We start from the raw sequence: 14,394 nt of genomic DNA, 5'->3' as shown, positions 1-14,394 counted from the left end.
CTCAACCAAACCCAAAAATGTAGTGGTAACACTCGCGCCGGTGCGTGCATGTCATTGAACAAAAATGCCTTTTCCAAAAGCACTGTTCAAGTTGGGTCATGCTGGAGACGAGCGCATCATGCCGCCGCTCGACGGGCTCATGTCAAATCAAAATGGAGCCAGATCATCGGGTGCCGACCCACCTCCGTCGAGATTGAAATATGCTACCGTACCAGTGCGACGCCCAGACGAACACGGGTCATCCGCCGATTATAGTCCAGCAGGTTCTCACCGTACCCAAGAAAGGTCTGCGCGAAGAGATAGAAATCTGGTCCACCTCCAAGGATACGGCGCAGAGGATAGGACAAGTCCGCTCCAATTGAACCTTTGCCGCTACTGGGATTGAAACGGCTGGACGTGGAAAGACGAAGCCCGTCGCCTTGGCCGATCTCGACAAAAAGGCCAGTATTTCCGCGATAGCGCCGGATATCGGGATTGTCCGAGAGGTCGCCTGCATAGAGCCATGCGCGCGGCGCGACTGTCAGGCGAATGTCGTTGCGCAGCGAGAATGCCGCCATTGGAGCTATGTAGACTGTGTTGAGGCTACGGGAATAGTCGCCGTCGCGGCCATTTGACTCGTGGCGTAGTCCTATTTGGGCACTCAACGTCGCCATATCGGACAATGCCTTAGGTGGCGTCGCGTAAAACAAATCGGGTTGAAAATCGATGTTTCGGAATGGCGATGAGCTTGCCCCAAGATCCCAGAACATGCGCTGTGTATAAGCGAAATAGAAACCATCGCTCCATTTGTGGCGACTGGCGTTTACTTGGCTACCAAAAAGCTGATACTTGAAACTGATTTGTAGGCGCGCTTCGCTATTTGTACCGGGACCATAGACGGCATAGATCGGCTCGTGCGCGCTCAGATTCTCGATGAAGGCATTGCCCACGGTGCGATCGCTGGGCGGTGGCGTAGCCGGGGTCGGGGCGGGGGTTGCAGTTGCGACCTGCGTGGTGACATCCGAGCGCCCCGAGGCGGGCGGCGGCGCCGCAGCCAATGTGAAGGTTTGAGTTCCCCATAACGGTACGGATAGTATCTCACCATCTTGAAAGTCGCCACGTTCCAGCCGGTAACCTACAATTGCAAAACGTCCGGGCTCTACCGCGACAATGGCAGCTGTTTCCGGGTCGCGGTGCAGCGTAACCGTGCGTCCACTACCAATGGAACCCGGCCTAGCGAGCCTACCTTCCACGTCTTTTGGCAAGTTCGCGTCGACTTTTTCTGCGCCGGTGTTGAGTAGCCGCACGTCGACCAATGCACCGCCCTCAACATCTGCAACTACGTGCCCGATCAGCATTTCGATCGTGCTCTGAGCGAATGCCGTGCCTGGCAACGAAGTTGCAATGGTAACGGCCAGCGAAAACAGGAGTGGGCTTCTCATCGGGCCAATTGCCCTCCGTCATGAATAGTCAGCGACCCATAGAGATTGTTGCATCTCTGGCAAGCGCCTAGCGAGGCACATCTCGGCTATCGGCGCGGGAGTGGTTAATCACCGCTGGCGTCGACCATGAACACCGTTGGTTTCCCTCGCGACGCAGGATCCCATCCCGCCGCTAATGCTGACCGCACCCCTCTCGCAGCGATCGCATCGTTGATATGCAGACGCCCTTTCGGCAATCCTTTCATCAATCGCTTGGGCGGTGGAAATTCCAACACTGCTTGTCGCGGCATTTCTCTTTGGCGCAGGGAGATAGTCATGCCCTTCCAACCCTCCGAGGAGGACAATTGAGGCTCGCTCAGGAGTTCCCAGTCATATTTGAAACCGTCGATTTCTACAGTGCCGCTGCGGCCGGGTGCTTGAAACATAATCTATGCCATAGCATTTCGGCAGCGGTACTCCACCCTTCAATCCATTGGATTTCTCGGCATATTATTTCGCCATTTGGAACGATCGATTTGGTTGCAACCTTAATCGCCCAGCCAACCCGCTATAATCTCGCCCTTATGCCCGTCAGGTGCCAAAGCTGTACGTAAAGCTTCCAGTAGCGGCGGCAGCTCTTGCGTAAAAACATAGGGCGGATTGATGATAAAGAGCCCCGCGCCGTTATAGATGCCAGATTGCTCACTATCGTACAGCCAATGCTCCACCAAAAACAATTTTGGGATGCGGAGCTTGCGTAACTGCTGCTTCCATCGCCGATGCGCGGCGCTGTCTTTTAAAGGATACCAGATCACCGTCACGCCATGCGCCCATTTGCGACAAGCGGCGGCCAGGGTGGCGGTGATACGTGCGCGTTCGTCAAGCTGTTCGTAAGGCGGGTCGACAACCACCACGCCGCGTGTAGTGCGGGGCGGCAACATCGCGAGCCAAAGTTCGTAGGCATCGCGTTCGTGTATGGCCGCGCGGGTGTCCCGCATAATGCCGCGCAGGGCGTAAGCATCTTCCGGGTGCTTTTCATTGAGGATCAGGAAATCCTGCGAGCGCAGAAGCTGCGCCAGAATCTGCGGCGATCCGGGGTACAGTTGCGGCTCGCTACCCGCATTCACCGCCTGCACGGCGCTGCGGTACTCGTCCAGCAGGGGGTTCGGTTCGGCAAAGGCCCGCAGCACCCCCTGCGAGGCTTCACCTGTGCGTTGAGCATCGCTGCCTCCAAGATCATACAGCCCGCATCCGGCATGGGTGTCGATCAGCGTCAGCGCCCCTTCCTTCTGCTGCAAGGCCCGCACCAAAGCGATTAGGAGGCTGTGCTTTACGACATCGGCGCTGTTGCCGGCATGGAAGGAATGACGATAATTCATTGTGACCCAATCTTGACAACCGGCCTTTACACGACCGGCGGGACCTTGTGCAAAGCGAAGCTATGGCGACGCCAAAATTACCGCCTACGGCAGAGGAGCGATGGGCATCCCCGGCAATCCCACGCAGGTCTATTTCCAGCAAAACGGGATTTCCCGCGGCCGACGTGCCGTCTAGAGTGATAGTGCGCGCTCGGTCTTCTCGACAGATATGCGCGGCTCCGATCTTCCCTTCGCTGAGTGGCCCCGACACCATGATAGTTTGGGCCGCGAAAGGGAGGCCTGCCGCCGGATCGCAGTCAGCTAGCATACCTGTTGTTGCTGGCGTGGGGAATATGACGGACTGCAGACCGATCACGCACGGTGAGCGAAGGAACTGGAGCGGAAAACCAGCGGCTGCGCTGGACGATAGCCGACTGACGCCGACGGCATTGATGAAGTCGTGGAGGTGGCCGCTTCGTCCCCCACAACATTCCTCTCATTACCCAATCGCCCCTATACGCACCCCATCGGTTTCAACCTTTGCAATTTAGACAGATGTTCAGTCTGCCAGATCGTCTGCCCGAGGGACCAAGCCAAAAAGCAGGATTTCGCCGACGAGGTCGAGAGCGTTGTAGTCGCCGATGCGCGGCTCCTGGCCTACCGCCATCAGCATGAGCGTCGCCAGACGCAAATGTTGGGCGGTTGCGTCAACGCGCAGGGTTCCGGCACGCTGAGACCGCCGCACCACCTGATCGAGAATCGCCACGCTGCGGCGGGACAGATCGGCAACGAACGCCTTTCTTGTGTTATCGCGGATCAGCGTCTGGATCGCCGACGCATGCAGCGAGACGAGCAGCCCTTGCCGGGATAGGAACGTGGCGAGCAAGGTCCCATCGTCGTCATGATCGGCTACGAACCGTTCGACCATCGTCACCTTATGCGCCAGAACGGCTTCCATGAGCCCGATACGATCGTGGAAGTTGCGATACAAAGTCGCCCGCCCGACACCCGCCTCGATTGCGATCTCGTCAAGCGCGATGCCATATCCGTCACGTTCGAAGATCGCCGTCGCCGCTTCGATCAGGCGGTCGCGTCGTAATTGCGCATCTTTTCGCACACTTGCTTTCCGCCGGAAGGGGAACGATATAAGCGGACATTGTTTGTCCGTTTTTCTCTTTTACGCGCGATTTGATTCGATGCAACCTGCAGAACGTCATTGGCAAGCATGAGCGCGCCCCCCGAACCGCTAGATCCGCTTCCCGCATGGGAGGAGGATGAAAAGCCGTCACTGCCCGGCTCCCCGGCGACTCCGCGACACAGTGCGGGTCGCCGGATCGCCTATTTGCTGGTCGGCATTCTGGTCAGCGCGACCTCGGGACTGGGCAACGCTATCGTGTCGGCGAACTTGCCGCAGATCCAGGGCTCGTTGGGGCTGACGCCGGTGCAGGGCGCGTGGTTGCCCGCTGCCTACGTCATGGTGAACGTCTCTTCGAACCTGATCCTTTTCAAATGCCGACAGCAATTCGGTATTCAGCGCTTTGCCGAAGCCGGGCTTGCCGCATATATCGTTATCTGCGCGCTCTATCTTATGATCCAGAGTTATGAAGGGGCGGTCTTGGTGCGTGCTATCGCCGGCTTCGCCGCCGCCCCGATGAGCGCTCTCGCCATCTTCTATGTTTTGCAAGCCTTTCCCAAAGCCAAGCTTGGGCAAGGGCTTTGCGTAGCGCTGGGCATGTCGCAGCTCTGGGTTCCCGTCGCGTGGCTGCTGTCGCCGGCGCTGCTCGACCTCGGCGATTGGCAAACGCTGTATCTTTTCGAGTTCGGGCTGGCGCTTTGTACACTGGCGGCCTGCGTCGTCCTTAAGCTGCCGCCGGGCATTCGTATTAAGGTCTTCGAGGCGAAAGATTTCCTGACCTTTCTGGTACTCGCTCCGGCGTTTGCGCTGATCGGTGCGGTACTGGCGCAGGGGCGGGTGCAATGGTGGACAGAGCAGCCGTGGATGGGAATCGCGCTGATTGCGGCACTTGGCCTGTTCCTGACGACGTTTCTGATCGAACATCATCGCCGCCGTCCGTTGATCCAGACGCGCTGGCTGGGAACTGCGGACACGATGCGCTTCGCCTTTGGTGCCTTTGCGATCCGGCTTCTGCTTTCGGAACAGACCTTTGCCGCGACCGGTTTGCTGCGGACGCTGGGTATGGGGCCCGATCAGCTCCAGCTTTTCTATCTTGTTATGTTGGGCGGACTCGTCGCTGGGATCGCCGTTTCGGCGCTGACCTTCGGGCCGAAGGCGATCCCGCTACAGCTTGTCGGGGCGATTGCGTTGATCCTGATCGGATCGCTGAGCGACAACGATGCGACCAGCGATACGCGGCCTAATACGATGATGCTCAGCCAATTCCTGCTGGCGATGGCGTCGGGCCTATTCATGGGTCCGTTGCTGCTGGTCGGCGTGATGAAAGCGCTGTCCAAAGGGGCCGACCATATTGTCACTTTCGCTGTCCTGTTTGCGATCACCCAATCGCTGGGGGGGCTTGCCGGACCGGCATTGTTCGGCACCTTCCAACAGGTGCGTGAGCATGAATATTCGGCGCAGATCACAGCAAACCTCGATCCCGGCGATCCGGTCGTGGCGCAACGCTTGGCGCAGCAGGGGCAGGTCTATGCCGCGCAAATCACCGACCCCGTCCGCCGGCAGGCACAAGGCGTGGGTTTGCTCTCCCAGACGTCGACGCGCGAAGCGAATGTTAGAGCCTATAATGACGTGTTCACGCTGAACGCCATTCTCGCCGGGTTGCTCCTGCTATGGTCTCTCATTCGCTTGGTCATCGCGGCCCGAAACGCTCGTAACAGTCCACCAACCGCCGGGGCATCCGCCGGCGCAGCCACGGTATGACCCAATGACCGAACAACGAACCACGCCCGATCCGGCGGCAACCGACGCCGCTCCTCTGCAGGTTTCACCCGAAGCGGAAGCAACCGCCCCGCGTCCCGACGTTTCTCCTCAATCGCCGCCAAAGACGATCAAGCCGCGCGCGCGAACGGTCGCCATCATGGCCGTCATCTTCGTACTCGGCGCGCTGGTCGTGCTGTACGCATGGCAGTTGTGGCCGTTCACCAGCGATGAAAAGACAACCGAAAATGCCTATGTGCGTGGCCAGATCACGGCCATGGCGCCGCAGGTAAACGGTTATGTGACCGATGTCACAGTTCGCGATTTCGCGAAGGTCAAGCGGGGGCAATTGCTGCTACGGATCGACGACCGCATCTATCGCCAGCAGCTGGACCAGGCGCTCGCTGAGCTGACAATCGCGAAGGCCGATTTGGCGAACTGGGAGCAGACGGTTGCTCAGAACCAGGCAACGCTGCGTACCCGTGTCGCGGATCGGCAACAGGCACAGGCTGAACTGGTGCGTGCCGAAGCCGATCTGGATCGCGTGAGCGAACTGGCCAGTCGAGGCTCGGTGTCGCTGCGCGAACGCGATCAGGTCCGCGCGACTAAGCTCGCTGCAGAAGCGGGCATCACCCGCGCCGACGCCGCAATCGACAACCAGCAACAGACGATCCGTTCGACCCAGGTGTCGCGCCAATCTTTAGAAGGCAAGGTCGCGCAAGCACAGGCACAGGTCGACCTCGCTCGCATCAACCTTGCCAACACGCTGATCCGCGCCCCGCGCGATGGGCAGATCGGTGAGGCATCGGTACGGGTCGGGCAATATGTTGCAGCCGGATCGCAGTTGATGTTCCTCGTTCCCGAGCAGCTCTGGGTCGTCGCCAACTTCAAGGAGACGCAGACCGCTCGGATGCGGATCGGGCAGCGCGCCAGCTTCCGGGTCGATGCGCTCGACAAGGCGCGACTGACCGGCGTCGTCGAGCAGATCGCGCCGGCGACCGGATCGGAGTTCAGCGTATTGCGGCCAGACAATGCCAGCGGCAACTTTACCAAGATCGTGCAACGTATCCCGGTGCGGATCCGGATCGACCCCAAACAGCCGCTCGCCGCCCGCTTGCGGCCGGGTATGTCAGTGGTCGCTCAGGTCGATACCGCCGACGTTGCCTCACCGCGCGAGCAGCAGCGATGACCCGTGCATTTCTGCTAATCGGTGGCGCCGCTGCGATGCTTTCCGGCTGCGCCCCGGAGATTCGTACTATTCCCGGGGCCGCGACCGTCGCACTGCCGCAGGACTGGCGCGAGGTTCCGTCCGGCAATGTCGTCGCCGTCGATGCCGACTGGTGGCAAAGATTGAACGATCCCGCAATTCCGCCGCTGGTCGAGAAGGCGGTCGCCAATAACCCAGATGTTCTCGTTGCCATCGCGCGCGTCGACGAGCTGGAGGCGGCAACCCGCCTTGCGCGTGCGGCGCGGTTACCGACGCTGGATGCACAAGGTGCCGGGGGCGGTCAGCGGCCACTGAACCAGGTGACGGGTCGGGGCGCGACGACCTATTTTGCCCAGCCCGAACTATCCGCGGCATGGAATTTCGACCTGTTCGGCCGGGTGCGGGCGCTGGAAGGTGCGGCCCGCGCGAGCTATGTCGCCAGCCGGGCGGATCGCGATGCGACGCGACTGTCGGTTATTTCCGCTACGCTGCGCGGCTATGTGACGCTTCTGTCGCTCGCGGCTCAGATAGAGGTCAGTGAGGCGACGTTACGAAGCCGCGAACAGGCATTGCGGATCGCGACCGACCGTGCTGCCGTCGGTTACAGCTCGCAGCTTGAGCTGACGCAGGCACAGTCGGAGTATGAAGCGGTCGCGCAGACGATACCGCAGTTGAAGCAGACCTTCCGTGTGCAAGAGAATGCGCTGCGCCGATTGACCGGCGATCTTCCAGGTGCGGTCGTCCGGGGCCGCCTGGAAAATCTTGTCCTTCCCGCGGTGCCAGCAGGTCTGCCTTCGACACTGATGCGCCGACGTCCCGATCTGGCAAGCGCCGAGCTGGCGATCGTCGCTGCCGATCGACAGATGGCGTCGCGGCGTGCCGAATTTCTGCCTAACATCCAGTTGACCGGAAGCGGGGGCGCATTGTTCGTTGACGCGCTTGACTGGGACCCAGTCGGCCTATGGAGCGTGGGCGCGAGCATATTGGCGCCAATTTTTGCAGGCGGGCAACTGTCAGCGAACCTCGACACTGCCACGGCCCAGCGTGATCAAGCGGCGTTTGCTTACCGTGGCGCCGTGCTGACGGCCTTCGGCGAGGTCGAGAATGCGCTTTCGGGTGAGCGCAATCTGCGCGATCAGCTTGAACGCGTGAAGCGGCGGCGAACCATTCTGCAAAGATCGCTCGTTCTTGCGCGGGACCGCTATCGCGGTGGCTATGCCGCGTATATCGAGGAGCTGGATGCGCAACGGAATTTGTTCCAAGTCGACTTGGCCGCCATCAGCGTGCGCGAGGCGCAGCTGAATAATCTTATCCAGTTGTGGGCAGCCCTGGGCGGGGGATGGAAAGATGTGGAATGAATTGACAGGACGAGCCGGATCGCGGCCTTATGGGATATGATTGTTTGTGCGGACAAGCGCGACGGGGACGCCCTTGCTGGCCGGAGTTTTCGACAGTTCGTCGTGATGTCCGCGGGGGATGAGTGGATTGAGTTCTGGAAAATAGCCGAACATAGCCCCCGTCGGCACTTCATAGGGCTTGACGGTCAGCCCCGCCACCATCCGCTCGACCCCGTCGTCATATACTGTACGCAAGGTGATTTGCGTTCCTTCCCTAAGACCATGTGCATCCATATCGACGGGATTCATCATCACGATCATGCGATCGCCCTCGATGCCGCGTAGCCGGTCTTTGTATCCGTAGACTGTTGTATTGAACTGGTCGTGCGATCGAAGCGTCATCAAGTGAAACCCGTTTTCGGGGCGATTTTTGCCGCAAGCGTTGAGAACGGACGGGTCGGTGAACTCAGCTTTACCGCTTTTCGTTTTCCAGATGCGCTCGCGCGCGGGGTTGCCGCGAAAGAACCCCCCAGGCTGATTCATCCTGGCGCTCATGTCATGGAACTGCTCGGGGAAAGTGCGCGCGATAAGGGCGCGAACAATGCTATAATCCTTTTGCCATTCCTCCCAGCGTAGTTTGGGATGAGGGTTCAGCGTCGCCCGCGCTATTTCACAAATAATAGCCGTTTCGCTCATCAGATTGACGTCCGCCGGGGACCGACGCCCCATTGACCCAGTGACATGGCTGAAACTGTCCTCAATCGAGACCCACTGATTGCCCGTTGCCTGCATATCCTTTTCGGCGCGGACCAAGCAGGGAAGCAGCCAGCTTTCCCGGCCCGGCATCAAATGCGTGTGATTGAGCCGGGTCGCGATATGGACAGTCAATTCCATCTCTCGCCATGCGGCGTGGACCGGGCCATGGTCCGGGACGGCCATAGCCAGATTGCCACCCAGCCCGATGAAGGCCTTGTTGCTGCCGTCGATCACGGCATCCAGGAATTCAACGGTCGTATGGCCATCATTTTGCGGTGTCTCCAGATCGAACAATTCGCGATATTTTTCGACCGGCGCCAACGATACTTTCTCCGTGATTCCAACCGTCCGCTGACCTTGAACGTTGGAATGGCCCCGAATGGGGGAGCATCCCGCGCCCTTGCGCCCGATATTCCCCTTCAACAGCAGCAAATTGACAAGGAGACCTATCGATTCCGCGCCATGGACATGTTGCGTCAGTCCCATGCCGTAAATGCCCATGACGTTTGACGCCTCGATATAAACGTCTCCGGCAGCTTCCATCTCCGCACGCGTCACGCCGCTTTCAACCTCGAGTTCGCTCCAATCTGTGCTCTCTATCTTACGCATGAAAGCATCGATGCCGTTGGTATGCTCCTGAATGAACATATCGTCGATGAGAGCCGGCTCACCGTTCGCCCGGGCCTCCGCATCCTTGGCTAGGACGCGTTTGCAAACCCCCATCAAGGCTGCGATGTCGCCGCCCGGTCTTACCTGTAGATAGAGATGACTGAGGTTGGTGGGCTTGCCTATCGTCATCTGGACCGGGTTTTGCGGATTGACGAAGGCCGTGAGGCCGGTTTCACGCAATGGGTTGAAACTGACGATCCGGCACCCGCGCTGCACGGCGTGTTGGAGGGGGTGAAGGATACGGGGGGAATTTGTACCGGGATTTTGGCCCAGATAGAAGATGGCGTCGCAATGTTCGAAATCTTCTTCCTGACATGTGCCAACAGGCGATCCGATGACTTTTTTCAGGCCTACGGACGTGGTTTCGTGGCACATGTTCGAGCTATCGGGCAAATTATTATGCCCATATGCACGTGCAAACAGGGCGTAGAGATAGCTTGGTTCCAGCGCAGCCTTACCACTGGCGTAGAAAGTGGCGGATCGCGGGTCGATCGTCCGCAATTTAGCACCGATGGCTTGGAACGCCTCCGTCCAACTGGCCCGTACGTAACGATCACTCGCAGGATCGTAGCGCATCGGTTCTGTAAGCCGGCCCAGCATTTCAAGGGCATGAGCGTCACGCGTCGCAAGGTCCGAAACATTATGCTTTGCAAAGACTTCCGGGGTGCAGCGCGCGCTCGTCAAATCCCATAGGGTGGCCTTAGCACCATTCTCGCAAAATTCGAAAAGGCTCGGCTTTTCAGGCTTGATCCATGCGCAGGACGTGCACGCCGTACCTTCGGGCTTGTTCAAATGGGCCAGCGTCTCGAACGCGCCCGGACCTGCTCGCTGGGAAAGCTCGCTCTCGACGATATCCTTGAGCGATCCCCATCCGCCGGCTGGCTCACCTTGTTGTTTCATGTTCGCGTGGATCCTTCGAAGGAGGGAGAAATGCTATCTCCCCTCAACCACAGCGAATGATCGCAGTTCCGCGCCAGCCGCGACAATTTGGCAGGGGTATGCAAGCGATCCCGTCATAGCGCCGCCGGGCGCGGTGAGGGCGGGCCTCACGACATGTCGGTGCGGCTGTTAGCGGGTGACGCAGGCGCTGCTGCTGGCCCGAGGCGTGTCAGACTGTGTCCGCCTTATCAGCGTCCCCGCTATCGCAACGATGGTCGGCGGCCTGCGGGGCCATTGCGGCAGCCCCGCGCAATGTAGCAAGATCGGGGATACGCAACCATTTCGACTGCAGTTCGATCAATCCGGCAGCTCGCATGGCCTGGAGCGTGCGGTTGACGTGCACGGGCGTCAGTCCGGTCAGGTCCGCTATATCAATCTGTGTAAGGGGCAGCGCGCATTGCTGCCCATAGGCAAGGCCCGCGCGCCGCATTCGTTCGTACAATTCGATCATCAGATGCGCCAGCCTTTCCGGTGCGCTGCGGCGGCCCAGCGTCACCAGCCAATCTGCCTGCCTTTCCGATCCGTCGACGAGGTTCCGCCAGAATCCTTGAAGCACATCCCCTGGCACGCCTGAAGGGACGCGGCAGGGGGTTCGATAGGCGCGAACATTGGTAAGAGCGACAATCGGCTGCCTCGGCCCGTGTCCCAGCGCCCAGTGCGCCTCGCAATAATCGCCCGGCAGGTAGAGAGCTGTGATCTGCCGCCTTCCGTCGGGGAGGAGCCGGTATCTGCACGCCCAGCCCTCCAGCAGCTGGTAAAGACCGGGAGGCGGCTCATTCTCCCGTGCAAGAAGTTCATGCGGCCTGAAAAAAAGGATATCTCCTTCCGGTGCAACTTGGCTCAGCATCCTTATTCCCCGTTAGTGCCTCCCAATCCATCATAGCGATATCATCATGTTCCGGATTCACATGGGTTGGGTTGCACAAGATTCTTCGTCACGCCGCCAGCCAGCAGGCAATCTGGCAAATCTGCCAAAATCACCCTACGTCGAAAAATGGCAGGACTTCCGCTCTCCCGCCATGCCCGCCAAACATTGAAATGCCGATGGGCCAGTTCATTTCGAAGGCAAGCCATATCGAGCATGCTTCGCGCGTATCTCAGCTCGCGCAGAAGCGAAACTGGCCCTGTGCAACCTGTACTGCTTGGATTCTGGGAATCCAGCTTGCAGTCCAGGCAATCGCGATCAGCGGCATAATTGCCGACATCGCTTACAACCCGGCTCGATCTAAACGACCGCCGGTACGGTGGCGCGTGATATGACCGTTAAGGATGTCATGCATCCGTCCGATCCGCAAAGACATCGTCATGCAGGGAACGGCCTGCCGTCTCGGGCATGAAGCGCAGCGCGACGAGACCGACAAGGCAAGCCAACATCATGTAGAAAGCCGGCATGAGGTCGATGCCGGTCAGGCTGATCAGGCTGCTGCCGATGGCAGGCGCGGTTCCCCCGAACAGCGATGTGGACATGTTGTAAGCGATCGCGAAGCCTGCGAACCGAACGGATGTGGGGAATAGTGCAGGGAAGGTTGCAGAGATGGTCGCCAGTTGCGGGACATAGAGCAGGCCAAGTACAGCGAAGCCCATGATCGCACCGAAGAAACCGGTTGCCATCAACATATAGAGCGGCACCACGCCCAACAGCAGCCCGATGAGCGACAGGCGCCACATGGGTTTGCGGCCGATCCGGTCTGACAGGCGGCCAGCGAAGGGCAGGAACAGCATCATGAAAATCATGCCGATGATCGGCACGATCAGTGCTTCGTCCGGCGACAGGCCTATGCGCCGCTGTAAATAGGTCGGCATATAGCTTAGCAGAGTGTAATTAACGACGTTGAGCGCTACCACCAGGCCACCGACGACCAGCATCGGTCGGGCGTGTTCGCGTATCAGCGCTCTTAGCGAGGGGGGTTGGCTGCCTTCGACGGGCTGTTCGCGAAAAACCGGCGTGTCTTCCATCCTCGACCGTAGATACATGCCGACAAGGCCCATGGGCGCGGCGACAAGGAACGGTACCCGCCAACCCCAATCATGCATCGCCTCGTCCCCCAGTAGCAGGGAGAAGCTGAGCATGAGGACAGCGCCGAAGGAAAAGCCCGCCAGCGTGCCGAATTCCAGAAAACTGCCATAGAAACCGCGCCGGTTGTCGGGCGCATATTCGGCCATGAAGGTCGCAGCGCCGCCATATTCGCCACCGGTGGAAAAGCCCTGAACCATGCGCAGCACGATCAAAAGCGACGGGGCCCAAAAGCCGATTTGCGCATAGGATGGGACGAGGCCGACCGCCAGTGTCGCACCGGACATCAGCAATATTGTCAGCGCCAGCACCGATTTGCGCCCTAACCGATCGCCGAGCGGCCCCCAGAACAGTCCGCCCAACGGTCTGACGAGGAAGGATATGGCAAAGGTCGCCAGCGCGAACAGCACGGCATCGTCGACGTCGCCCGGGAACAGCGCGGCCGATATATAAGTGACGCCATAGGCATAAATGCCATAGTCGAACCATTCGGTCGCATTGCCCAACGCAGAAGCGGCGATGGCACGACGTAGCGTGGCGTCATCGACACTGGGTGACGAGGGCATGGGGTCAAAAGCGGTCATGACATATGTCCGTCTGCGGTATTGGGATCGAGCAGTGACGCCATCGGCGTGGTGCGCGGTACGATCTGAAAATCCTGTTGGTCGGGGGCCGGCACGGAAGGCGCGGCAGCTTGGCGCCACAGGCCAAAGGCAAGCGTTGCGCCCGCGCACAGTGCGATGAACAGAAACAAGCCGCCGCTCGGTGCAATATTCATCACAATGGCCGCACCGAGCGGACCGATAGCCGCGCCGACCGAATAAAGCAGCACCAGCCGTCCGCTCGCCGCCACCCTTTCGGTGGACAGCAGCCGGTCGTTGCAATGCGCAACGCACAGGGGATAGAGTGCGAAGCTGAGGCCGCCGAACAACGCCCCCAAAGCCAGAAACAACGGCCCGACCGACACCGGCATGGTCAGGATCAGGCAAACTGTCATGGTGGCAGCGAAACAGCCCACGATCACCCGCCGCCGATCAAGTCGGTCCGACAGGCGACCAAGCGGCCATTGCAGGGCCACGCCGCCGAGTATCACGATCGTCATGAAACTGGCGGTCGCACCCAGATCAAGCCCCAGCCGCCGGACATGAACGGCGGCCATGCCGTAGAAGGCGCCCAGCATCAGCCCGGTGGTGACAGCCCCGAACGTGCCGAGCGGCGATGCAGCATAGAGCGCACGGATGGAAAAGGCCTCGGTCTCGACCGGGACGGGCGCGGCGCTGCGGGTCAGGCAGAGCGGAACGATCGCCAGCGAAATGAGAATGGAGGCCAACTGGAACGGCACAGCAGGTAGCGCGCCGCTTGCCGCCAGAAGTAATTGCCCGACCGCCTGCCCGGAATAGAGCGCCACCATATAGGCGGCGAGCACGCTCCCCCGTGTCTCCGCCTCGGCCCGGTCGTTGAGCCAGCTTTCCAGGCAGATGAACACGCCTGCAACGCAGACGCCGTCGATCAACCGCAGCATCGTCCAGAACAGCGGGAACTGCACTAGCGCATAAGCGAGCGTGCTGGCCGACAACAGTGACACGAACGCTGCGAATGCACGGATATGCCCGACCTGTCGCACAATGTCGCCCGCCCGCAACGCGCCGACCACCAATCCGCCGAAATAGGCAGTAGCGACCGCGCCGATCGCCATGGTGCCCGCGCCTGCGCGTTCCAGTCGAAGGCCGATCAATGTGGACAGGAAACCGCTGCCCGCCATCAACATGAAGATGGCAAGCAGCAGGCTGCGGACGGGACGGATTGCGGCAAACATATTGG

General features: G+C 60.0%; 11 protein-coding genes. 3 read left to right on the top strand and 8 right to left on the bottom strand.

Annotated features, from left to right (window positions below; all coding sequences use genetic code 11):
- Positions 1–203 precede the first annotated feature (203 nt).
- From DI606_RS11670 to DI606_RS11655, 4 genes are all read right to left on the bottom strand, one after another.
- Positions 204–1,421 carry a phospholipase A gene (locus DI606_RS11670; protein ID WP_293983047.1) on the bottom strand — a complete coding sequence of 406 codons (1,218 nt, stop codon included), beginning with the start codon at positions 1,419–1,421 and terminating at the stop codon, positions 204–206.
- A 104-nt stretch (positions 1,422–1,525) separates the two neighbouring features.
- The gene (locus tag DI606_RS11665) at positions 1,526–1,846 is read right to left on the bottom strand and encodes a hypothetical protein (protein WP_293983044.1); all 321 of its coding nucleotides are present in this window, start codon (positions 1,844–1,846) and stop codon (positions 1,526–1,528) included.
- A gap of 102 nt (positions 1,847–1,948) precedes the next feature.
- Positions 1,949–2,779 (bottom strand): 23S rRNA (adenine(2030)-N(6))-methyltransferase RlmJ, encoded by an 831-nt coding sequence (locus DI606_RS11660; protein WP_293983042.1) that lies wholly within the window; start codon positions 2,777–2,779, stop codon positions 1,949–1,951.
- A gap of 538 nt (positions 2,780–3,317) precedes the next feature.
- A complete protein-coding gene (locus DI606_RS11655; protein ID WP_293983039.1) occupies positions 3,318–3,875 on the bottom strand; it encodes a TetR/AcrR family transcriptional regulator in 558 nt (185 codons plus the stop codon).
- Between the two features lie 108 nt (positions 3,876–3,983).
- Here DI606_RS11655 and DI606_RS11650 point away from each other — a divergent pair, with 108 nt between their 5' ends.
- Genes DI606_RS11650 through DI606_RS11640 form a run of 3 tightly spaced genes read left to right on the top strand, consistent with a single transcriptional unit; the run spans position 3,984 to position 8,216 of the window.
- Positions 3,984–5,654, top strand: a complete 1,671-nt coding sequence (locus DI606_RS11650) for an MFS transporter (RefSeq protein WP_293983037.1) — start codon at positions 3,984–3,986, stop codon at positions 5,652–5,654.
- Positions 5,655–5,658: 4 nt separating this feature from the next.
- Positions 5,659–6,840, top strand: coding sequence for an HlyD family secretion protein (locus DI606_RS11645; protein WP_293983034.1), 1,182 nt, complete (start codon positions 5,659–5,661; stop codon positions 6,838–6,840).
- Positions 6,837–8,216 carry an efflux transporter outer membrane subunit gene (locus tag DI606_RS11640; RefSeq protein WP_293983032.1) on the top strand — a complete coding sequence of 460 codons (1,380 nt, stop codon included), beginning with the start codon at positions 6,837–6,839 and terminating at the stop codon, positions 8,214–8,216. The genes DI606_RS11645 and DI606_RS11640 overlap by 4 nt, the downstream gene beginning before the upstream one ends.
- Positions 8,217–8,243: 27 nt before the next feature.
- On the opposite strand, the gene DI606_RS11635 is transcribed toward DI606_RS11640, so the two are convergent.
- The 4 genes from DI606_RS11635 to DI606_RS11620 all read right to left on the bottom strand — a co-directional run bounded on the left by DI606_RS11635 (position 8,244) and on the right by DI606_RS11620 (position 14,389).
- Entirely contained in the window at positions 8,244–10,520 is a 2,277-nt protein-coding gene (locus tag DI606_RS11635; protein WP_293983028.1) for an FdhF/YdeP family oxidoreductase, read from the bottom strand.
- Positions 10,521–10,728: 208 nt separating this feature from the next.
- A complete protein-coding gene (locus DI606_RS11630; protein ID WP_293983025.1) occupies positions 10,729–11,406 on the bottom strand; it encodes a Crp/Fnr family transcriptional regulator in 678 nt (225 codons plus the stop codon).
- A 425-nt stretch (positions 11,407–11,831) separates the two neighbouring features.
- Positions 11,832–13,157, bottom strand: a complete 1,326-nt coding sequence (locus DI606_RS11625; protein ID WP_293983023.1) for an MFS transporter — start codon at positions 13,155–13,157, stop codon at positions 11,832–11,834.
- Complete coding sequence (locus DI606_RS11620) at positions 13,154–14,389, bottom strand: MFS transporter (RefSeq protein WP_293983021.1); 1,236 nt, start codon at positions 14,387–14,389, stop codon at positions 13,154–13,156. The genes DI606_RS11625 and DI606_RS11620 overlap by 4 nt, the downstream gene beginning before the upstream one ends.
- Between the last annotated feature and the right edge of the window lie 5 nt (positions 14,390–14,394).

This window comes from Sphingobium sp., assembly GCF_003248505.1.
Lineage (GTDB): Bacteria > Pseudomonadota > Alphaproteobacteria > Sphingomonadales > Sphingomonadaceae > Sphingobium.
The sequence above is the reverse complement of the archived record's forward strand: the minus strand, read 5'-3'. Positions and strand labels throughout refer to the sequence as shown.